This is a genomic window from Paenibacillus macerans (assembly GCF_900454495.1).
Taxonomy (GTDB): Bacteria; Bacillota; Bacilli; order Paenibacillales; family Paenibacillaceae; genus Fontibacillus; species Fontibacillus macerans.
Map to the genome: position 1 here is coordinate 832,193 of NZ_UGSI01000002.1, position 23,248 is coordinate 855,440.

Annotated in this window: 14 protein-coding genes; 12 read left to right on the top strand and 2 right to left on the bottom strand. The window is 52.2% G+C overall.

Features of this window, described 5'->3' with window-relative positions; genetic code table 11:
* Window positions 1–19: 19 nt before the first annotated feature.
* Window positions 20–1,813, top strand: coding sequence for a glycosyltransferase (locus DYE26_RS26815; RefSeq protein WP_063836295.1), 1,794 nt, complete (start codon window positions 20–22; stop codon window positions 1,811–1,813).
* A 250-nt stretch (window positions 1,814–2,063) separates the two neighbouring features.
* Here the strand turns inward: DYE26_RS26815 and DYE26_RS26820 are convergent, their stop codons facing one another.
* Window positions 2,064–2,633 (bottom strand): hypothetical protein, encoded by a 570-nt coding sequence (locus tag DYE26_RS26820; RefSeq protein WP_036619355.1) that lies wholly within the window; start codon window positions 2,631–2,633, stop codon window positions 2,064–2,066.
* A gap of 418 nt (window positions 2,634–3,051) precedes the next feature.
* Here DYE26_RS26820 and DYE26_RS26825 point away from each other — a divergent pair, with 418 nt between their 5' ends.
* From DYE26_RS26825 to DYE26_RS26860, 8 genes are all read left to right on the top strand, one after another.
* The gene (locus DYE26_RS26825; protein ID WP_227872953.1) at window positions 3,052–5,229 is read left to right on the top strand and encodes a fibronectin type III domain-containing protein; all 2,178 of its coding nucleotides are present in this window, start codon (window positions 3,052–3,054) and stop codon (window positions 5,227–5,229) included.
* Window positions 5,230–5,502: 273 nt separating this feature from the next.
* Window positions 5,503–5,700 carry a cold-shock protein gene (locus DYE26_RS26830; RefSeq protein WP_036619360.1) on the top strand — a complete coding sequence of 66 codons (198 nt, stop codon included), beginning with the start codon at window positions 5,503–5,505 and terminating at the stop codon, window positions 5,698–5,700.
* 116 nt (window positions 5,701–5,816) lie between these two features.
* Window positions 5,817–6,311, top strand: a complete 495-nt coding sequence (locus DYE26_RS26835) for a VanZ family protein (protein WP_036619361.1) — start codon at window positions 5,817–5,819, stop codon at window positions 6,309–6,311.
* Window positions 6,312–6,408: 97 nt separating this feature from the next.
* Window positions 6,409–6,960: a ribosome hibernation-promoting factor, HPF/YfiA family gene (gene hpf, locus DYE26_RS26840; protein WP_036619362.1), complete on the top strand. Its 552-nt coding sequence runs from the start codon at window positions 6,409–6,411 to the stop codon at window positions 6,958–6,960.
* 269 nt (window positions 6,961–7,229) lie between these two features.
* Complete coding sequence (secA, locus tag DYE26_RS26845) at window positions 7,230–9,737, top strand: preprotein translocase subunit SecA (RefSeq protein ID WP_036619363.1); 2,508 nt, start codon at window positions 7,230–7,232, stop codon at window positions 9,735–9,737.
* 237 nt (window positions 9,738–9,974) lie between these two features.
* Window positions 9,975–11,085 (top strand): peptide chain release factor 2 gene (prfB, locus tag DYE26_RS26850; protein ID WP_115311334.1). Its coding sequence is split into 2 segments (ribosomal slippage): window positions 9,975–10,046 and window positions 10,048–11,085, totalling 1,110 coding nucleotides; the frame shifts between segments, so codons are not numbered across the junction.
* A gap of 141 nt (window positions 11,086–11,226) precedes the next feature.
* The gene (locus tag DYE26_RS26855; RefSeq protein ID WP_036619364.1) at window positions 11,227–12,111 is read left to right on the top strand and encodes a YitT family protein; all 885 of its coding nucleotides are present in this window, start codon (window positions 11,227–11,229) and stop codon (window positions 12,109–12,111) included.
* 185 nt (window positions 12,112–12,296) lie between these two features.
* Window positions 12,297–18,659: a phosphodiester glycosidase family protein gene (locus tag DYE26_RS26860; protein ID WP_036619365.1), complete on the top strand. Its 6,363-nt coding sequence runs from the start codon at window positions 12,297–12,299 to the stop codon at window positions 18,657–18,659.
* Between the two features lie 65 nt (window positions 18,660–18,724).
* Here the strand turns inward: DYE26_RS26860 and DYE26_RS26865 are convergent, their stop codons facing one another.
* Window positions 18,725–19,417: a PIG-L deacetylase family protein gene (locus DYE26_RS26865; RefSeq protein ID WP_036619366.1), complete on the bottom strand. Its 693-nt coding sequence runs from the start codon at window positions 19,415–19,417 to the stop codon at window positions 18,725–18,727.
* Between the two features lie 234 nt (window positions 19,418–19,651).
* On the opposite strand from DYE26_RS26865, the gene argC reads away from it, so the two are divergent.
* The 3 genes from argC (at window position 19,652) to argB (ending at window position 22,996) form a co-directional block, all read left to right on the top strand.
* Window positions 19,652–20,704: an N-acetyl-gamma-glutamyl-phosphate reductase gene (argC, locus tag DYE26_RS26870; RefSeq protein ID WP_036619367.1), complete on the top strand. Its 1,053-nt coding sequence runs from the start codon at window positions 19,652–19,654 to the stop codon at window positions 20,702–20,704.
* A gap of 99 nt (window positions 20,705–20,803) precedes the next feature.
* Window positions 20,804–22,039, top strand: coding sequence for a bifunctional glutamate N-acetyltransferase/amino-acid acetyltransferase ArgJ (gene argJ / locus DYE26_RS26875; RefSeq protein ID WP_036619368.1), 1,236 nt, complete (start codon window positions 20,804–20,806; stop codon window positions 22,037–22,039).
* Between the two features lie 117 nt (window positions 22,040–22,156).
* Window positions 22,157–22,996: an acetylglutamate kinase gene (argB, locus tag DYE26_RS26880; RefSeq protein WP_036619370.1), complete on the top strand. Its 840-nt coding sequence runs from the start codon at window positions 22,157–22,159 to the stop codon at window positions 22,994–22,996.
* The last annotated feature ends 252 nt before the right edge of the window (window positions 22,997–23,248 follow it).

A 23,248-nucleotide genomic window follows, 5' to 3' on the forward strand; every position in this document is an offset into this window, starting at 1 on the left:
ATTGATTGGAGCAGATGAGATGAAGACACTCACCAGCATCATTATCCTTACATACAACCAACTGGAATACACAAAGCAATGCATCGATAGTATTCGAAAATATACTGAACCGGGAACCTACGAATTGATTGTGATTGATAACAAGTCTACCGATGGAACCCCTGGGTGGTTAAGCCAACAGCATGATATTCTGGCCGTATTGAATGATCGGAATGAAGGCTTTCCTAAAGGCTGTAATCAAGGCATAACTCTTGCTAAAGGTGAGAATGTTCTTCTATTAAACAACGATGTAGTAGTAACCCCTAGATGGCTTGAGCTTTTGGTGGAGTCTTTATACAGCGATGAACGGATTGCAGCAGTAGGGCCTGTAACCAATAGCATGTCCAATTTTCAACAAATTGACGTTCCTTATCAAACGATCGAAGAAATGTTTGTTTTTGCCGATCAGTTTAATCGAAGTATGCTTAATACTCCTGAATTTCAAGAAGCACATGAATATAGATTGCGATTAATGGGTTATTGTTTGTTGATAAAAAGAAAGGTCATCGATCAAATTGGGCTGCTGGATGAAAGGTTTACTCCAGGCAATTTTGAGGATGATGATTATAGTTTTAGAATGATCGAAGCAGGCTATCATCTCGTGCTTTGCAAAAATGTATTTATTCATCATTATGGATCGGTCTCTTTTGGGGCCAAAAATGAAAAGTACATGGCTTTAATGAACAGCAACAAACAAAAGTTTGTGGAAAAATGGGGATTTGAACCGGGACGATCATCATTAATCAGAAATGATATTATCCATATATTAAGCCCTTTTGATCGGAACGCAGTTATTCGAGTATTGGAGATCGGATGCTTATGCGGCGGAACGCTCATGGGGATAAAAGGGAAATTTAAAAACGCGGAATTACACGGGATTGAAGAAAATAAAGCTGCGGCAGCGATGGCTTCAAATTTTGCGAGTGTTAAAACAGCAAATATTGAGGAATCAATTCCGGACTACCCAGCTAACTATTTCGATTACATTATTTTAGCGGATACACTCGAACACCTACAGGATCCATGGGAAGTTGTGAAGAATTTAAGCGGACTCCTAAAACCAAGGGGCAAGATCGTGGCTAGTATCCCTAACTTTATGCATTATTGCATTTTGCGAGAAGTGCTTTACGGAAGAGGTATATATAAGGAGCCGGGAGTAGTAGATCGTTCTCAATTGAGACTGTTTACGCAAAAAGATATTAAAGCCATGTTTACAAATGCAGGCTTTTTAAATCTTCGATTATACGGTGAGACGGGTTCTATTAATGATCTGGATCAACAGTTTGTTGATGAGCTTGTTAAATTGGCCGGTCCTTCGCTAAGAGAACAATATGAAACCCAAAAGTATCTGGTAGAGGCGAATTCGTCTAATTTCGACAATTACATAACGGATATTGTTGAGCGCTTAAGCTTGGATATGGAGAATGAAGAAGACCTGTTGAAATTATTGGATAGTGTCTGTGACGGGAACCTAACAAATGAGCATCTTATAAGAATTATCAATAGTTTATCTTGCAACAGAATAGAGTATGCCAATAAACTAGCGATTTTTTTCTACAACAATGGCTTATTTAATATGGTGATCCCATTGTTGCAATATGCGATACAACTGGATTCTAACGATGAAAACTCACTTTATAATTTGGGTTATATTCTATTTAAGGCTAATGAGTATGAATTAGCGCTGCATTATCTAGACCAGATTCAAAATAAAGATGAGGACATTTGTCAGTTAATGGATGAGATTAGGCAGGGGAGTGGAGGTTTGGCTTAATACTAAAGTTAGTACTTGAGCTACTAAGAACTCTGATCATGATCGACGTGCTTGCTCTAAAGCATCTGTCATTCCTTGAGTTGGATTATTCGTACAACTATCTGAAGGAATGCCAGGTGTTTTTCTATTTTTTTGAGCCTAAATCATCTGTTTGTTTTAAGTCTATGTTTTTTGCCTCTCTTTTCACAGGAAGCTTGTATTACCCAAAATGAGCTTAAGTAGGGTGGCTTTTACTTGGTCTATATTTGCACTAATGGAAAACAAGAAAGAAGCAAGGAGCGAGCGATAGTGAAAATTTTTCGTTATTGACTTTACTTGTTATTGAAAATTTGGTGTCGGCAGGTAAATTTTCAACCTTACCACTGGCTACCAATACAGAGTTGCGATATACCTGATATTGCTTTTCCGAAGTATAGATGAGTTTCCAAACATAATTCCCTTTTGTTGTCATGACATGTGTCTTCCAAGTATCCCCATCCTTAACGTAGACTGCACTTATTCCGTCCCTTGAATAAACAATCCTCATCAGTCCCAGGTTAAGTTCTGCATAGTATTGGCTTCCATATGACATAATGTTATAACTAGTTTTGATTTCATAGTCTTTGTTATTTTCGTAGGACCATGCATCGGACCATGTTGCAGTTACAGTAGTGGCTCCGACTGAATCAACCCACTGTCCTGTACTTATACTACCGCGGTTAAAAGGGTTGGAGTTCATTTGATTATCGATGATTGTAGCAGCAAATACTTCTTTCGGAAATATCAATATTCCCAAAAGCAACACAAGATAAAGACTGGTTATGCAGCTTTGCTTACTCATTTTCTCACCTAATCTTTTATTATTTGAGCCGAAGGGCGCCTCTTCGGAATCTCACAATTTAAAAACATCTATATAGTTAATATGTATCTATGGGAATAATTGTAATGTTAGTGTTCTATTTTGTAAATGATTATTAGTCAATATGACCTAGTTTTTCTAGGCTTGGTCTTATCGCTTGTTCTCTATATATTGAAATAATAGGGTTATTATTTATTTATTTGTAATTAATGTATGGACATCCATAATTAAAAATGCTATTTTACTAGTATAAAAGAACCAATATATTGCCAAAGGAGGGTAAAAATTGAAACGAGTTGGGCATTTTGTACTAGTTCTAGCGGTTTTTTTGAGTGTGGTCATTGTCGGTCCTAAAAGTGTGAGCGCAGCATCCCAGTATACAGATGGTTTGTTGGATAGTGTGCCGATACAAGTGGGCACCGCAATAGGCCAGTCATCAACAGCCGTCACGCAAATAACGGATGGTAACATATCCACTTTTACCGATCTCAGCAGCGGAAAGTTTGCTTGGTATACTTTTTCTACCCCGGTGGAGATTTCCGCGGTCGTTGCCAAAAACACCGGTACGGTAGCAGTTGAATTTTATGATGCGAGCAACAACCTGCTGCAAAGGTATCCATTGTTAAGTAACGATGGAATTCAGACGCTCCCGGCTCCTGTACAAGGTGTTTCCACCGTTGCTTTAAAGTACACGGCGGGGAGCAGTGCGAGGATTTACGAATGGAATGTCTTTACCACTCCATCCACGGCGCCATTGCCTACGACGATTAACTGGATCCAAAGCGGGGACAAAATCGTGAAATTGGAGTGGGCCGTGACGGGGGCGGAATCATATAACGTGAAACGCGCCGCTTCCCCCGGCGGGCCATATATTCAGCTGGCGAATGTGAAGGGAACTTCATATTCGGATACAACCGTCACCAACGGCACGACTTATTATTATGTGGTTTCCGCAGTGAACCGGGCGGGAGAAAGCGCCAACTCTCCGGAAAAAAGCATAAAGCCGGATGCGACGAGGTATACGGGAGGCTTGCTCGACTGGCTAACACTGCAGGTAGGGCAATCCATATCCAGTCCGGCAAGTACGACACGGAATCTGACGGATAATAACATATCCACCTTTACCGATCTTAGCGGCAACAATTTTGTCTGGTACAGCTTCTCCTCACCGGTGGAGATTTCCGCGGTCGTTGCCAAAAACACCGGTACGGTAGCGGTTGAATTTTATGATGCGAGCAACAACCTGCTGCAAAAATATGCACTATTAAACAATGACGGAGTTCAGGCGCTCCCGGTTCCCGTACAGGGAGTTTCCACTATCGCGTTAAAGTACACGGCGGGGAGCAGTGCGAGGATTTACGAATGGAATGTCTTTACCGCTCCATCCGCGGCGCCATTGCCTACGACGATTAACTGGATTCAAAGCGGGGACAAAATCGTGAAATTGGAATGGGCCGTGACGGGGGCGGAATCATATAACGTGAAACGCGCCACTTCCCCCGGCGGGCCGTATATTCAGCTTGCAAATGTGAAGGGAACTTCATATTCGGATACAACCGTCACCAACGGCACGACTTATTATTATGTAGTCTCCGCGGTGAACCGGGCGGGAGAAAGCGCCAACTCTCCGGAAAAAAGCATAAAGCCGGATGCGACCAGGTATACGGGAGGCTTGCTCGACTGGCTAACACTGCAGGTGGGTCAATCCATATCCAGTCCGGCAAGTACGACACGGAATCTGACGGATAATAACATCTCCACCTTTACCGACATTAGCGGCAACAATTTTGTCTGGTACAGCTTCTCCTCACCGATGGAGATTTCCGCGGTCGTTGCCAAAAACACAGGTGCATTAGCGGTCGAGTTTTATGATGAAAATAACATCTTACTGCAAAGGTACGCGTTATTGAGCAATGATGAAATTCAGACGCTTCCAACCCCGGTGCAAGGGGTTTCCACAGTAGCTTTAAAATATACGGCGGGCAGCAGTGCGAGAGTATACGAATGGAATGTCTTCGGCAAAGGCGGGGAGACTCCATCTCCGCAAGAGCCGTTGAGTTTAACTGCAACCGCAGGGAACAAGAAGGTTAATTTAACTTGGAGCGGAGCCGGTAAAGACGTCACGAGCTTTAATGTGAAGCGGGCCACTGTTTCCGGCGGTCCGTATGATGTGATCGACACGGTAACGAGCGATACTTACAGTTACACGGACAGCAATGTTACTAACGGCACCACTTATTATTATATTGTCACTGCTGTTACAGATGCCGGTGAAAGCGGAAGTTCAAATGAAGCCTCCGCTACGCCGAAAGGCGATGTGGTAAATCCTCCCCTTCCTGGCGAAGAAGGAGAGCGGGCTTTGCTTCGGCTTATCCTCATTAACGGGATTGAGAAAGAATACGATTTGTCTATGTCGGAAGTAAAAGCCTTCATAAATTGGTATGAGGGACGTGCCAATGGATCGGGAACCGCTATGTTTGCCATTGATAAGCACGACAATAATAAAGGTCCGTTTGTAAATCGTAAAGACTATGTGTTCTTTGATAAAATCATTACGTTTGAAGTTAATGCTTACTGAGTTCTAGATCGATTTAAGCTCTTGGGACATGCCATAAGCGTTGCCCAAGAGCTTTTTTGCAGGTGTGCCGTTTCATTTTTTTCTCTGTGGGGTATTATTTATTAACAGACCTGACTCCAACAGTTCACCAATCGACAAGTTTTTACATATTATTTACAGTAAAACCTTTTCTTTGGTAATTGACACTGGATAAGTCGGGTGGTATAGTCAGAAATGTGGGGCTTGGTTTATTGGGGCCGCACGCTTATTTGAAAATGAAGGGAATGTTAGTGCATGCAAGGTAAAGTTAAATGGTTCAACGCAGAAAAAGGCTACGGGTTTATCGAAACTGAAGAAGGCGGCGACGTATTCGTACACTTCTCCGCAATCCAAGCCGATGGCTTCAAAACGCTGGAAGAAGGACAATCCGTCGAGTTCGAAATCGTTGAAGGCGCTCGTGGACCGCAAGCCGCTAACGTAATCAAATTATAATCATCCGGCATAGCCGACCTACATAGCACGGTACGATGGTTAACAATTGAAGATTCGCTAGCAATTGACCCTAGGGGAACCTGGGGTCTTTATTTGTTGAGGAGGTAGCTCTTGATTTGAAATTCCGAACATTTTCCCGGTGGATTCCGGCGATCATCGTCATGCTGATTATATTTCTGTTTTCCGCTCAGCCCTATGAACAACAAACGCTTAAACCCGAAATTGAAAAAAACGTTTCCAAATCGGTGATTGCCGAATTTTTCGACGGGATCACGTTCTCCTATGGCGGGCACGAAGTTAGCTTGCAAAGTCTGGGAGGCGCCGGCATCGTCGAGTTTTTCATTCGCAAGGCGGCGCATTTTTCGATCTATGGGCTGCTCGGTTTTCTGCTCGTTTACGCCTTGAATTCATCGCGAAACGGAAGAAGCTTTTTTGGGGCGGTGCTGATTTCCTTTCTTTATGCGTGTTCGGATGAACTGCATCAAATGCTGACGCCCGACCGCACCCCTTTATTCCAGGATGTGCTGCTGGACACGGCGGGGGCCGCATGCGGAGCGCTGCTGTTGTTGCTTCTTCGGAGTTGGAGACAGAGGAGAAAGCTTAAGCATTAACCAGCTCAGGGTGTGCTTTTTACACTCCCTTAACTCTTTTTACTTTGCCTTAACACCTGTGGTATAATGAAGGTGCAAAGCAAAGGAGGAGTGCCCTATGAATTTTAGTATTCGAGGACAGCAAATTGAAGTGACTGAGGCCTTGCGTGACTACGTAGACAAGAAGCTCAGCCGGCTAGACAAGTACTTTGATGCACCCCCCACCTCAGACGGTACTGTCACGTTAAGTGTGGTACGAGGTTTGCACGCGGTAGAGGTGACGATTCCTCTTACCGGCGTTGTGCTTCGCGCGGAGGACCGCAGCGACGACATGTACGCATCGATCGATGCGGTTGTGGACAAGCTGGAACGTCAAATTCGCAAGCACAAAACGAAAATCAACCGTAAGCTGCGCCAGAAAGGCGTCAAGAACGTCCTGTTCGCCGAAAATGCCAACGGTGGTTCCGTAGCCGTGGATGAAAGCGACGAGGAACTGGAGGTCGTCCGGACCAAACGCTTCACCTTGAAGCCGATGGATGTGGAAGAAGCGATTTTGCAAATGAACATGATAGGGCATAATTTCTTTGTCTTCTCCAACATCGACACGCGCGAAGTGAATGTCGTTTACAAACGGAACGACGGCAAATACGGTTTGATTGAACAGGGCTAACCCCTTGATTTCTCCAGCTTAAAGTGCGAGTTCAAAGAGCCGGAAAATGACTTTCTGAACAACCTCTTTATGGCGATTAGGTGAATGAGGTGGTAATTCCTGCATCCCAAACGTAAAGGAAACGAGCCTTATCCCCTCGCGGATAGGGCTCTTTATTCATATACATGGCGCTTTAGCGCAATAGAGGTATGATCGGGCGTGTTGCGGCGGCCATTACAAACTGTTACAATTTAGGCAAATCATCTGTTTATGCGTGAAAGGGGTAAACCATGCTGGGATTAGTAAAAAAGATATTTGGCGACACGAATGAACGTGATGTCAAACGTCTTATGAAGACGGTGGACTATATAAATTCATTGGAGCCGCAATTTGAAGCATTGTCGGACGAGCAATTAAAAGAGAAAACGGCGGAATTCCGCGAACGGATCGAAAAAGGGGAAACGCTTGAAGAGCTCCTTCCCGAAGCGTATGCTACGGTAAGAGAAGCCTCCAAGCGCACGCTGGGCATGCGCCATTTTGATGTGCAGATGCTGGGCGGCATCGCTCTCCATGAGGGCAAAATTGCGGAGATGAAAACCGGTGAAGGGAAAACGCTGGTCGGGACCTTACCGGTTTATTTGAATGCGCTCCTCGGCAAAGGCGTGCATGTCGTCACCGTCAATGACTACCTGGCGCAGCGTGACAGTGAGCAGATGGGGCAGATTTACAACTTCCTGGGCATGACGGTCGGGATCAACCTGAACGGCATGGAGCACCATCAAAAACAGGAGGCGTATGCCTGCGACATTACGTACGGAACGAACAACGAATTCGGATTCGATTACCTTCGCGACAACATGGTGCTTTATAAAGAGCAGATGGTACAACGTCCGCTTTATTTTTGCATTATTGACGAAGTTGACTCCATTTTGATCGACGAAGCGCGGACGCCGCTGATTATTTCCGGGCACGGGCAAAAATCGACGGAGCTGTATTATGCCGCCGACCGGTTCGTGAAGACGCTAGTACCGGAAGAGGACTATACCGTAGATATTAAAGTGAAGGCAGTAGCGCTCACCGAAAAAGGGGTGGCCAAAGCGGAACGGGCTTTTGGCGTCGACAACCTTTATGACCAGAAGCATGTGACTCTGAATCACCATGTGGTGCAAGCACTCAAGGCGAACGTCATTATGCGCCGCGACGTCGATTATGTTGTTACGGGAGACGAAGTGTTGATCGTCGACGAATTTACGGGCCGTTTGATGGCGGGACGCCGCTACAGCGACGGTTTGCATCAGGCGATCGAAGCCAAGGAAGACATCAAGGTGCAGAACGAAAGCATGACCTTGGCCACGATTACGTTCCAGAACTACTTCCGTATGTACCGCAAGCTTGCCGGGATGACCGGTACGGCGAAAACGGAGGAAGAGGAATTCAAGAAAATTTACGGTCTGGAAGTACTGCAGATCCCGACCAACAAGCCGAACCAGCGGGTCGACATGCCGGACGTCGTTTACAAGAGCGTAGACGGCAAGTTCAAGGCGGTCGTGGAAGAGATCGTGAAGCGGCACAAAAACAACCAGCCGGTACTCGTCGGCACGGTGTCGATCGAAAACTCCGAACGCGTCTCGGAAATGCTGAAGCGCAAAGGCGTCCAGCATAAAGTGCTGAATGCCAAGTACCATGCCGAAGAGGCGGAAATTATTTCGCGCGCCGGCCAAGCCGGAGCCGTAACGATCGCCACCAACATGGCGGGCCGCGGTACCGACATTTTGCTGGGCGAGGGCGTTGCCGATCTGGGCGGCCTTCATATTATCGGTACGGAACGCCACGAATCGCGCCGGATCGATAACCAGCTGCGCGGCCGCGCCGGACGCCAAGGCGACCCGGGTTCAACCCAGTTCTACCTGTCGCTCGGCGACGAACTGATGAAGCGGTTCGGGGCGGACAATGTGCTGAACATGATGGACCGCCTCGGTTTCGAGGAAGACCAGCCGATCGAAAGCAAGATGATCACCCGGGCGATCGAATCCGCGCAGAAGCGGGTCGAAGGCAACAACTTCGACGTGCGGAAAGTCGTCCTGCAATATGACGACGTTATGAATCAGCAGCGGGAAATCATCTATAAGCAGCGCCGTGAATTGCTGGAATCCGAGAACATCAAGCAAATCGTCCTCGATATGATCAAGCCGGTGATCGAACGGGTTGTAGAGGCGCACACCGCCGACGAAATCCCGGAAAACTGGGAGCTCCAGGAGGTAGCCGACTACGTCAACAGCAAGCTGTTGGACGAAGGGGCGATTTCGAAGGATGACCTGTGGGGCAAGGAAGCGCCGGAGATGGTGGAGTTTATTTTCGAGCGCGTGTTGACCAAATACGAAGCCCGCGAACAGGCGATCGGCCCGGAAATGGTGCGCGAATTCGAGAAAGTTATCGCCCTGCGCGCCGTGGACAGCAAGTGGATGGACCACATCGACGCGATGGATCAATTGCGTCAAGGCATCCATCTGCGGGCGTACGGCGGTACGGACCCGCTGCGCGAGTATCAATTTGAAGGTTATGAAATGTTCAACGCGATGATCGCCAGTATCCAGGAGGAAGTGGCAACATATATTATGAAGGCGCAGGTGGAATCCAACCAAGAGCGCCAGGCGGTTGTGGAAGAAAGCAAAATTTCCACCAGCGGCGAGCCGGCCGAGAAACGCCCGGTCAAACGCGGCGAGGAAATCGGCCGTAATGACCTTTGCCCATGCGGCAGCGGCAAGAAATACAAACACTGCCACGGACAAAATGCTTAAAATGCGAGTTCAAAAAGTTGGATTTTCAGGACCGAGAAGGTTGGATGAAGCCAGGGACTGAGTAGCGGAGCGTAGACAGATCTACGTGAGTCAAATGTTTCCGAAGGAAACATGCTTCGGAAGCATCCGCTTGGAAGGCCCGGCTGAATTCAAGATTCGACGCCCGATCCATTCCCTGAACTACTTCGTCATGGAAAGACGACTTTTTGAACAACCTCTTAATGAAAGGTGATTAACATGATCGAGGCCAACGTAAAGCATGATATGCGCGAAATCGCCAAGAAATTATCCAATCTTAGGGGGTCTCTTTGACTTAGATCTTAAGCAAGAGATGATCGCCAACTATGAAGAAAAAATGGCGGCCCCGGACTTTTGGGACGACAACGAGAAGGCTCAGGCGATCATCGCCGAGATGAACGCCGTGAAGTCCTCCGTTGATCAGTACCTGGCGCTGCAAGGGGAATATGACGACATCGAAACGATGGCCGAGCTGGCCGAGGAGGAAGGCGACGATTCGCTGGCGGCGGAAATTTCCGAGTCGGTTGCCGCATTGGTGAAGAAGCTTGAGGATTTCGAACTGCAGCTGCTGCTTAATCAGCCTTACGACAAAATGAACGCGATTCTGGAACTTCACCCTGGCGCGGGCGGCACCGAATCCCAGGACTGGGGGCAAATGCTGCTGCGGATGTACACCCGCTGGGCCGAGAAACGCGGCTTCAAGGTAGAGACGCTGGACTATTTGCCCGGCGACGAAGCGGGGATCAAAAGCGTAACCCTGCTGATTAAAGGGTACAACGCTTACGGCTACCTGAAGGCGGAAAAAGGCGTGCACCGCTTGGTGCGGATTTCGCCGTTTGACGCTTCCGGGCGGCGTCACACCTCGTTTGTATCCTGCGATGTCGTGCCGGAGATCAGCGAAGACGTCGAAGTCGAAGTCCGTCCCGAGGACTTGAAGATCGACACGTACCGTGCCAGCGGCGCCGGCGGCCAGCACATCAACACGACCGACTCGGCGGTGCGGATTACGCATATTCCGACCGGGATCGTGGTGACGTGCCAGAACGAGCGCTCCCAGATCAAAAACCGCGAGCGCGCCATGACGATGCTTCGTTCCAAGCTGTACGAGCGCAAGCTGGAGGAGCAGCAGAAGGAACTGGACGAAATCCGCGGCGAGCAATCCGATATCGCCTGGGGCAGTCAGATCCGTTCCTACGTGTTCCATCCGTACAGCATGGTGAAAGATCACCGCACCTCGGTGGAGACGGGCAACATCGGCGCGGTCATGGACGGAGACCTGGACGCGTTTATTGACGGATATTTGCGCAGCCAAATTCGCTCCGAGGCCTAATTTCGTCCTTGTGCCGCATTCAACTATAGAACCGAAAACCCACCTCAGGCGAAGGGCTTGTCCCGCCTTGATCGGGTGGGTTTTTATTTTTCGGGTGCATACATAATAGTTTTAGAAGCGATCAAATAAGGAGGGGCCGCGGTGCCGCCTAAAACCCGCAAACGCAGATTTGGGGATTATATTCCTTTAACTGGACCGGTACGCCATGCGATCGACACGGCGATGATTCTCGTAGGATCGCTGATCACGGCGCTGGCCTTCAACTTATTTCTCGTCCCGAACCACATCGCCTCGGGCGGCGTATCGGGGATTTCGATTATCGTTCAAGCGCTATTTGGCATGGAGCCGGCGTATACCCAGTGGGCGCTGAATATTCCTCTTTTTGTCGCGGGGTATTTACTGCTCGGGCGGGATTACGCGATTCGCTCTTTGCTAGGTACGGTCGTTTTGCCTTTATTCGTGTTTCTGACCAAAGATTTTCCGGTCCCGACGACCGACCCGCTGCTCGCTTCTTTGTATGGGGGGATCGGCGTAGGCCTGGGGCTGGGCATCGTTTTTCGGGGGCGCGGATCGACCGGAGGTTTGTCCACGCTTGCGCAAATCATTCAGAAGTACAGCGGGCTCAGCCTATCCGTTTGCGTTGTCCTGATGGACGGTACCGTGATTGCATTGGCTATGTTTATACTCTCCCCGGAAAAGGCGCTATACGCTCTAATCGGCCTATACATTACCGGCAAAATCATCGACGCGATCGAGCTTGGCTTTAACTATACGAAAGTGGCCTATATCATCGCCGAAAAGACCGAGGAAATCTCGAAGGCTGTGCTGTCGCAATTGGACCGCGGGCTCACCAAGCTGGACGGGCGCGGCGGATATACCGGCGATCAACGGACCGTGCTGATGGTGGTCGTGGGGCAAAGCGAGGTCACCCGGCTCAAAACGCTCGTACAGACGCTGGACCCCACCGCCTTCGTCATCATCACAAATGCCCATGAGGTTTTGGGAGAAGGGTTTAAGCGAGGGTAAGAAAAAACTCCTCTATATTTAGCGGTTAAAGTAAATCGCTAAATATAGAGGAGTTTTCTTTACGAAGTATTAATTTAACAGTCACTCCAAGATTGTTAACACCCGCTAAACACACCATTGACAATCCAAACTTATTATTATCAAGAAGTATTACTAACCAAACCGAGAGGAGTTCATTTTTAGTTATGGGCATTATCGAAAAATCGGGCAGGCGTACGTTAATCATGCTTCTGATCGCAGCTGTTTTGTTATCGTGCTTCCCCATGGGGGCAGCGCGGGCGGAGGAAATGAAGGCGGCGCCGTTTGGACAAGTTCTGGACGAGCGCAAAATGGAAATAGGCCCGGACGCACATTACACTTGGTACGATATGAAGCTGCCGCAAGGCTTGGAAAAAGTCCATTTTGTCGAGTTTGATCCGCGGAATCCCGCGCTTGAGCTGCAGCCGGGTAAAACGGAAGGCAAAGTATACGGCATGCAGGGAGTCACCAAGATGGCCAATGACGCGGATCGCTCCGGCAATCGGGTTATTGCCGCAATCAACGCGGATTTTTATGACATGTCGACGGGCGTGCCGCTTGGTCTGTTTATGGGGGATGGAGAGATTTTGACCAGCCCTCCCGACGATTGGTTTGCGTTTGGGATGAAAAGCGACGGAACGACCATTTACGGAGCTAGCCCCAGACTGGACAGAACGCTGAATATCAATGGCAATACCGTGCCGATTCATCATATTAACCGGATGCGGTTCAACAGCGAGGCGCTGATCCTTTACACACCTTCTTTCTATACCTCCACCATGACGAACGATCTGGGTGACGAGGTTGAACTGGAAGTTTTGGACGGAGCGGTGAAAAGCGGGGAAACGATGCGGCTGCGCGTTGCGGCCATCCACAAGGACCAGGGGAACACGCCGCTTGCGGAAGGCAAAGTGGTGTTGTCCGCTTCCGGCAGTTACCGAGAGCTGCTGTCGGGGCTGAAAATTGACGACGAAATCACTGCCAGTTTTGCTTTTGAAGAGGCGTGGGGCGATGTGAAAATGGCGGTCGGCGGACAGCACCTGCTGGTCAAGGACGGAGTACCGATGTCCGATCCGGACCGGGAGCTGTATCCGCGGGTGGCGATCGGAACTAAGGCCGACGGCACGGTGGTTATGCTGGAAGTCGACGGGCGTGCGCCGGGGTTCAGCGAAGGCGTATCCTTTCAGGATTTGGCGCTCATGTTGAAAGACATGGGGATTGTCGACGCGCTGCTTCTTGACGGAGGCGGTTCGGCGACGTTTGTGGCCAGACTTCCCGGGGAGCCGACGCGGAAAATATTGAACCGACCTTCCGATGGAGCGGAGCGCAAAACCGCAAACGGCATTTTGCTTGTCAATAAAGCGCCGGAATCCGCGGCATCCAAGCTCGTGGTCCAGCCGAACCTGGAGCGGGTGCTGATCGGTTCTAGTTTCCGGTTCAATACGGCTGCCGTCGATGAGTATGCCCATCCTGCCCCGTTTGCGGGATCGCCAAATTGGAGTGTGGATGCATCCGTCGGGTCGATCGATGAATCGGGATTGTTTACGGCGGGAAATACGCCGGGAATGGCTGATATTTCCGTTACGGCCGGCGGCCTCGCGGGAAGCGGACAGGTAGAAGTCGTGGACGAACTGAGCGAACTGAAGTTTCCCGACGCGGTCAGAACGTTTACCTCGGGAGCTCAGCAAACCTTGTCCGTGACGGCGTTGCGGAACGGGCAAGTGATTCAGGCGGACAACCGCATGTTCGAGTGGCGGGTAGAAGGTCCGATCGGGAGCATTGACGAGAACGGAACGTTCACCGCGACGACGGAGACTGAACAAAGCGGCAGGATTATCGCGAGCTATCGGGGAATAGAAGTTTCCATGGATGTTCACGTTGGCCTCCCTCCGGTGATTCTGGAGGATTTCGAGAACGGACTGGACCGGTATCTGCCAAGCGCAGGCGACCGGTACACATTGGCCGGCGTCAGCGAAGAAACGAATGAGGACTTTGTCCGCTTCGGAAACAAGTCGGCGAAGCTGGAGTACGACTTCACGGGGACGATCGGGACTTCCGGAGCTTATATCAAAGCGAAAAGCGCCGACGATTACATCGAAATTCCGGGATATCCGGAAAAAATCAGCATGTGGGTTTATGGAGACGGGAAGAAGCACTGGCTCCGGGCACAAATGTTCGACGCCAACGGCGGGAATATCCCGATCAACTTTGTCGAAGAGACCGTAGGCGTCGACTTCACGGGCTGGCGCTATCTGGAGGCGGAGGTGCCGCAAGGCAGACCGCTGCCGCTGAAACTCGCCATGCCGGTGCGCTATATGGAAACGAAAAACGATAATAAGGACGCGGGCGCGATCTATATCGACCAAATCCGGGCACTGTACGGTCCCGCGAACGACGATTTGGACGCCCCGTTGATCAAGGACGTTTCCCCCGCGGATGGAAACACGATCGACACGAATACGCCGAAAATCCAAGCCTTTGGCGAAGATTACGGGTATGATCCGGCGGTTCATCCGGGGACGACGCTGATCGATCCGGATAAAATCAGGCTGTATGTTGATGGAGAACTGGTACAGCACACACTGTATCCGCCTAAAGGGCAAATCCACTATACTCCCGCCATTCCCCTGACGGACGGAGTTCACGCGGCCAAGCTGAAAATCCGCGATTTGTCCGGCAATCAGACGGAGAAGGAATGGACGTTCACGGTCGATACCGGAGCGCCGAAAATCGAATACGACGGCCCGGCAAGCGTGTATGCGGGCAATTCGTATACGCTCGGCGTGCGGGCGGTGAAGGCTGCGGGAATTCACGAAGGGTTTATCGAATTCGGCTTTGATCCGGCCAAGGCGGAGGATCTGCAGGTTGCGGCAAGCGAAAAGCTGACGGAAACCCAGCTGCGGTCTGCGATCGAACCCGAATCCGGGACGGTTCGGATTGATTTCAACGGTCTGGAGGCGTCCGGCTTGACGGATCATGAGCCGCTTGCGCAAATCCGGTTCAAGGTGAAACCGGCCGCGTCCGATACGCATCGTATCGCCTTCCGGTCCGGCGCGATCAAGCTGAAGGATCAGGGAGATACCAGCTTCAGGCTTTACGGCTTGCCGGTCGAGTCGGAGATCAGACACCATTTGCGGCTCGCATGGGACGAAAACGGGGTTATCCAAGGAGGGGCCACGACGATTCAGGTCACCGATGAAGCGGGCGCCGCCGTTGAAGACGCGACAGTGACGGCCGACGGCACCGAGCTCGGCGTTACGGACGCGAGCGGGAAGCTGGAAACGAACGACCTTACGGACGGGTTGAAAGAGTACGAGCTGCAAGCGGTGAAGGGGAATTTCTACAGTCCCGTGCTCAAATTCAAGGTTTCGCCATTGGCCGGGAATCCGGTTCCGAACAATATCAGCGTAACGATGGGGGCGGATCCGAGCAGCTCGCGCGCTTTTACATGGCATACGCATCCGGATGTGAAAGAAACGGTTGTGGAGATTGCCAAGAAATCGGAATTTATTGATTTTTCCCAACCTAACGTATTTAAGGTGATTGGTTCCGACTACTTGTTCAACACGTGGGACATCGGAACCGTCAGGGTGCACAAGGCGGTCGCCGACAACCTGGATCCCGGAACGGAGTACGTCTACCGGGTAGGCGACGGAGCCGGGAACACCAGCTCGCAGGGAACGTTCCGCACGGCCGCGGCATCCGGGGACGCGTTCGAGTTTCTCTATTTTGCCGATTCCCAGGCGACCAACGCGTCCGGCTTCAAATTGTGGGGAGATATCGCCAAGAAAGCGGCGGCGGAACATCCGGACTCCAGCTTCATGGTGCATGCTGGCGATATGGTGGAAGACGGATATAAGGAAAACGAGTGGAACATGTGGTTTGGCGCCGCCCAGCAGACGTTATTGAACAGTACGATCGTATCCGTCGTCGGCAACCACGAAGTCACCGGTCCGAAGAAAAACGATTATTTCCTGGCGCACTTCAATCATCCGCAGAATGGCATCGATTCGTTGAAAGGAAGCAATTACTCTTTTGATTATCTGAATGCGCATTTTGCCGTTTTGAACAGCGAATACGATTTTGAAAAACAGCGGGAATGGTTGCGGGAGGACTTGGCGTCGACCGGCAAGACGTGGAAGATCGTCATATTCCACCGTGGCGCGTACGGCAGCATTTACGATTCGGAGCATATCCGGAACGCCTGGACTCCGGTTTTAGACGAGTTCCGGGTCGACCTGGCTCTGAACGGACACGACCATGTGTATATGCGGACCCATCCGATGAAAGGCAACAAGCCGGTCGGGGAAGGAGAAGGGACGACTTACGTCGTGGCCGGCTCTACCGGTCCGAAATTTTATCAGGTGGTGCCGCGCGAATGGCAGAAAATTACGGACGGCGAAGAGGTCCAGATGTATGCATCGATCAAAATAGACGGGGATGAACTGAGCTTTGCCGCCAAGACCATCACTGACCGGATCGTGGATCGGTTTACACTGGCCAAAGCGGCCCCGCAATCCGTCGTACTGGATCGCACGGAAGCCAAAATTCAGGTGGGCGGCAGCATCAAGCTGAACGCCACCGTATTGCCCGAGCACGCGAATAATAAGTCGGTCACCTGGTCCGTTTACAGCTCGAGCGGGGATAACGTCGTCACGGTCGACGCGGACGGTCTGGTTACCGCTCATGAATCGGGAACGGCGGTTGTCAGAGCTTCCACCGTCACCCAGGCCGTTTACGCCGACAGTGTAGTCGAGGTGGTGCCGCCGTCGCCGGGTGCCGAGTTGGCCGCTATCGAATTGCGTGGGCGGGATAAACTTTATGTCGGCGAGACGGATCAAACGGTGACGGAAGCCGTTTATGACGACGGGTCCCGTCGGCAGGTGGTTGAAGGTGTTCAGTACGCAAGCAGCCGTCCGGAAGTTGCAACTATCGACGCGGCCGGCGTGATCCGGGCGCTTAGCGAGGGCACGACGGTGATTTCCGCGGAATTTGCGGGAATGAGCGGGCAATACACGCTGATCATTGAAGGACAGAAACCGGATGTTAAGCTGGAGCGTTTGGAGATGGATCTTCGCCGGAACATGACGGAGGGGGAAACTCAAACGGCCCGCTTGACGGGGACTTACAGCGACGGAACGTCCGTCTCTTTGACGGATGGGGTTGAATTCAGCAGCAGCCATCCGGCGGTTGCCGCGGTAAATACCGCCGGGGTAGTTAGAGCCGTCCGGGAGGGCCAGACGGTCATTACGGCGACTTACGAGAATCATACCGCCAGCGTTGAAGTGACGGTTGGACGGGATCGTTTGACGGGCGGCAGGGGGAAATCGTCGAATAAGAGCAATAATACGCCGGCACCGCCAACCGCGCCTGCCTCTCCTCCAACGTCCGAAACACCGGGACGATTCGTGGTGAAGCCGGAGCAGTTCAGCGGCCAAGAGGCAGTAAACGGACAAATCGAACTCCGTTTTGAAGGGGTGCTGCGCGAATTAATTCTGCCGGGGAATGCGGGGGAACTGCTTGAGAGCAATGCTTTATTTGTGCAAGCAGGCAATATGGCTGTCTCTATCCCGTCCGGGGTCATTCGATCTCTTATCAGTTTGGCGAAAACCGAACATCCGGAAAACAGTACCATTGTGCTGAAAGCACATGCCTTACAAGCCGAGGAAGCCAAAATTCTTCTGCGTAACGCAAGCGTGCTTTCCGGGGCTGGGATTGAAGCGGCGAGCGACGTGATGGACTTCTCGCTGTCCTTGAACAGCAAGGAAGGCGATACCGTTTGGCTTACCCGGTTCAATGAACCGATCGAAATATTCCTGCCGGCGAACCCGGATGCGGACAGGAACCTGACGGGGATTTACGGGTTTGCCGGCGATGGTTCGCTTGAATACTTGGGCGGCGTTTGGAAGGATAAATTTTTGACGGCATTGTTGAACCAGGCTGGCAGATATGCTGTTCTGGAATATACGAAGTCGTTCACCGATTTGCCGGACGGTCATTGGGCGGCAAGTGAGATCATGCATCTCGCGGCAAAACATCTGGTGGAGGGCGTTTCCGGCGACAAGTTCCAACCGGGCCGGCAAGTGACGCGGGCGGAATTTGCCTCGATGCTGGTTCGTCTGCTTGATCTCCAAGGCACGGGCGCGGACGCCGGGTTCGCGGACGTGGCTCCGGACAAGTGGTACGCGGACGAAGTCGCGTTAGCGGCACAGGCGGGAATCGTAACCGGTACGGGGGCGGCAAGTTTTGCGCCGGATGCGCCGATCACCCGTCAGGAGATGGCTGTCATGATAGTTCGGGCGTATGAGTACGGTTCTGGCCAGCCAGCGCAGCCAGGTACCGAATCCGGCTTCACGGACATCGCTTCCGCCCCGCAATGGGCGAAAGCGGCGATAAACGTAGCCCGTTCCCTCGGGCTTGTTGAAGGGCGGACGGATGTTTCTTTTGGCCCTGAAGAATACGGAACGCGCGCTGAAAGCGCCAAGCTCATCTACAATCTGATGGAGACCATGGGAGACCATGGGGGCTAATTCCTAATCTGGATAAAAACGCAGCCTGTGTTCGATACTCAAGCGAACACAGGCTGCTTCTTTTTTTAACTCAAACCATCATAGATGGAATGCTCCTGTTTCAGCGGAAACCGGACTCCCCGCTCCCAGGCCAATTCGAATGACTCAAACCCGAGGTGCGGTGGAACGTCGGGTCCCAATTTGCCGAATACCCGCTCGACGCTCAGGATTTGCGATTCATGAGCTTCCAACGCCCGGCGTTTGGCGTCCCAGCGGCCGGCGGCTTCTACGCGCAGTACACTCGACTTTTTCGAATCAAATGATCCGAATTGGTTATAGTACAACTTTTGTACCGTGGGCGCCTGGCCGCTAAATACTACATCATTAACGGCATGATGGATCACGATATGATCCTGATGCCCGGAAATGCCGTCCTCCGGAAACGTGACGACGATTTCGGCTTGATGGCGCCGCAAAAAATCGGCGATCTTCTCCCGCAGCAGGGCCGGATCCGTATCCTTCAGCTTGCCGTCCCCCATTCCTAGCTGCTCCACCGTGGAGATGCCTAAAATGTTCGCGGCTTTCTCCAGTTCCAAATCTCTTTTGGCGGCCAGTTCCTCCCGGGTCATGGCCCCTAATCTCCCGGTCTTCCCCGCATCTCCCCGGGTTGCCGTTAGCAGCACCGCATTGCCCCCTTCATCGGCGATTTGCCGGATCAGATACGAACAGCCGAACGTCTCATCATCGGGATGAGCGTAAACAAAAGCTACGGTTGTCATGATGAACCTCCTCCTTACTCCACTCCTGCTGTTTATGATTTACTACCTACTATACTTTAATATGGTCAAATCGTTAAGTCCGGCCGTTTCCTAACATTGCCGTGTAAATTTTTTGGAATGGGATTGTATTTATATAAGTTCGCTCGTATAATAATACATATTTAATACGGTTTTATACATTCCGGGTTGTTGGTTTGATAGGAACAGGCGGGAGAAGAAAGCGAGGGCAAGCAGGTGAACGGGGAAAAAGTAAAAGTCGCGATTGTCGGTTCTACGGGGTACGGAGGCGCGGAGCTGATTCGTTTTTTATGGGGGCATCCGGCGGTAGAGATTGTTTCGGTCATTTCGGCATCCAGCGCCGGAGCGCCGATCTCGGAAGGGTTTCCGCATTTGTCGGATATTATCGTCCAGCCTTTGGACGCGGTGGAGCCGGAGGAAATCGCCGCCAAAGCGGAGGTCGTATTCACCGCAACGCCGTCCGGCGTCAGCGGCAAGCTGGTGCCTGAACTGCTGAAGGCCGGGCTGAAGGTGATCGATCTTTCCGGCGATTTTCGGCTTAAAGACGGAGACGTGTATGAAACGTGGTATAAACATGAGGCGCCGGACAGCAAGCTGCTGGAGCAGGCGGTTTACGGACTTAGCGAAGTATACGGCGATGAGGTGCCCGGCGCGGGGCTAATCTCCAACCCCGGCTGCTACCCGACGGCGACCCTGCTGGGTCTGATCCCGGCGCTCAGCGCGGGTTGGATCGATCCGGGCAGCATTATCATCGACGCCAAATCAGGCGTGTCCGGTTCGGGCAGAGGCACAAGCCTGACGACGCACTATGCGGAGATCAACGAAAATTTAAAAGCCTATAAAGTGAATAAACACCAGCATATTCCCGAAATCGAGCAAATTTTATCCCAGGTCGCCGGCGAGCCGGTGACAGTGACGTTTACGACACATCTGGCGCCGATGACGAGGGGAATTATGAGCACAATATACGCCGGGCTCAAGGGCGCATATACCGAGGACGATTTGATTCAGCTGTACCGGCAGTTTTACAAGGGGCGTTCTTTTGTCCGCATTCGCGAAAACGGCATCTGGCCGGCGACGAAAGAAGTGTTCGGCTCCAACTATTGCGACATCGGGTTTGCGGCGGATCGGCGGACCGGAAGGCTGACGATCATTTCCGTGATCGACAACATGGTCAAAGGGGCCGCGGGCCAGGCGATTCAAAACTTGAACCTGATGATGTGCTGGGACGAAACGGCCGGACTGAACTACGTTCCAGTTTATCCGTAAATTAAGTTTACGGTTGGCGGGGCTTTTGGCCTCCTCGAAAATAAACAGCGCGTTTAAGCGAAAGTATCGAAATCGGCTGAAGATGGAAAGGAGAACGTCATGGGAGTAGTTAGTTTATTTCGCGTTGCGCCGGAGGGAGGCATTACCGCTCCAAAAGGCTTCCGGGCCGGCGGACTGCATTGCGGCTTGAAAAAAACGCCGCGCAACGATCTCGGCGCAATCGTATGCGAGGTGCCGGCGGCGGCGGCGGCCGTGTACACGACAAACGTGTTCCAGGCCGCCCCGTTGAAGGTGACGCGGGAGAGCATCGCGTCGGGAGGGCGGCTGCTGCGGGCCGTCGTCGTCAACAGCGGCAACGCCAACGCTTGCACCGGCGCGCAGGGCGAAGCCGACGCGTACGCGATGCGCGCGGCGGCGGCCGCGGCGTTTGGGCTCGGCGAGCACGAAGTCGCCGTAGCCTCGACCGGGGTCATCGGCGAACTGCTGCCGATGGACCGCGTTTCCGCCGGCATCGCCGGTTTGCCGGCGGCATTGGCGGCGAGCGGCGAGGGCGCCGAGCAGTTTTGCCAGGCGATTTTGACCACCGACCTCGTGAAAAAAGAGGTGTGCGTCAAGCTGGACGTTGACGGGTGCGAGGTGACGATCGCCGGGGCGGCCAAAGGCTCGGGCATGATTCATCCGAACATGGCGACGATGCTCGCTTTCGTGACGACCGACGCCGCGATCGAGCCGCAGGCCTTGCAAAGCTTGCTGGGTGAGACGACCGACCTGACATTTAATATGATCACGGTCGACGGAGATACCAGCACAAACGACATGCTGCTGGCGATGGCCAGCGGCCTGGCCGGCGGCGGCGAGCTTGCGCCGGGTCACGCCGACTGGGACGCCTTCGCCGCCGCGTTCCGGCACGTGTGCGAGACGCTCGCCAAGGCGATCGCCCGCGACGGCGAGGGCGCCACGCGCCTGGTCGAGGTGACGGTCACGGGGGCTGTCACCGATGGGTCTGCCCGCGCCATCGCCAAAACGATCGTTGGCTCGAGCCTGGTCAAATCGGCGGTGTTTGGCGCCGACGCCAACTGGGGGCGGATCATCGCGGCGGCGGGCCGGGCAGGCGAGCCGATCAACCCCGAGACCGTCGACATCAGGCTCGGCCACATTCTCGTGCTGTCGGGCTCGCGGCCGATTCCTTTCGACGAGGATGAGGCGCTCGCCTATCTCAAGGGCGACACCGTGAACATCTTCGTGGACCTGCATAACGGCAAGGGCGAAGCGACCGCCTGGGGCTGCGATTTAACCTACGATTACGTGCGGATTAACGCCGCTTACCGGACTTAGTCCAGGGGCGGACCGATAGTTTAAGATGAACTTTATTGCTATTGCTATTGCTATTGCTATTGCGCTTGCGCTTCACCTAATTTTGAAATCTATCGGACGGAAAGGAGCATTTGAACGATGACAACGGCAGTAAACAGCGCTCCGGATGCGGCGGGTAAGCTTTCCGGAGGGCGGATGTTTGTCATGAAATGCGGAGGCAGCACGCTTGCGGAGCTGCCGGATTCTTTTTTCGGCGATCTCGTCAAGCTGCAGGAGAGCGGAGTCCAGCCGGTTATCGTGCATGGAGGCGGGCCGGCGATCTCGGAAAATCTCGGCAAGCTCGGGATCGAAAGCAAGTTCGTGAACGGGCTGCGCTATACCTCGGAAGAGGTGCTTGACGTGGTGGAGATGGTGCTGTCCGGCAGCATCAACAAGATGATCGTGCGCCGCATCGCCAAGTCCGGCGGCAAGGCGCTTGGCCTGTCCGGCGTGGACGGCGGCCTGCTGCAGGCGAAGCCGGTGGCGGCTAGCCATGAAGTTGGCTTGGTCGGCGAAGTGACCGGGGTCAACGCCGATTTGGTGGCCGGCGTGCTGAACCTCGGCTATATGCCGGTCATCGCTCCGGTCGGCGCCGGACCGGACGGCCAGCGCTACAACATCAACGCCGATACCGCGGCCGGCGCGGTAGCGTCCGAATTGGGCGTGTCGAGGATGATCGTCGTCACGGACGTCCCCGGCATCATGAAGACCGTGAATGGGGAAAAGCGCGTGCTGGAGACGATTACCGTACAGCAGATCGAGGACATGATTTTGGCCGGGGAAATTTACGGCGGCATGATTCCGAAGGTTCGCGCAGCGGTAGACTGCATCAGCGGCAAAGTCAAGGAAGTCGTCATCGTCAACGGCGCCGAACCCGGCGTGCTGGGGAAAGTACTGTCCGGCGAAAAGATCGGTACCAAAATCGTCCGGATGCAGTAGCCCCGTTGTTCCCGTTTGCGCTATAGTGCGTTATAGTTAGGTTAATAGAGTGACGGTAGATATATGTTAGACTAATAGATGCTGGATTGCGGAGACTAGCCTGTAGAACAACCAGTAGAGCAACAAGTAGAACAACAAGTAGAACAACCAGTAGAACAATCCGGATACGTGGTCTCATCAAAATAGCGGAGTTTTATGCTCTTATTTTTTGGAATTGAACATGTTCATCCCGAATAGCGGCATTTTTGGTCC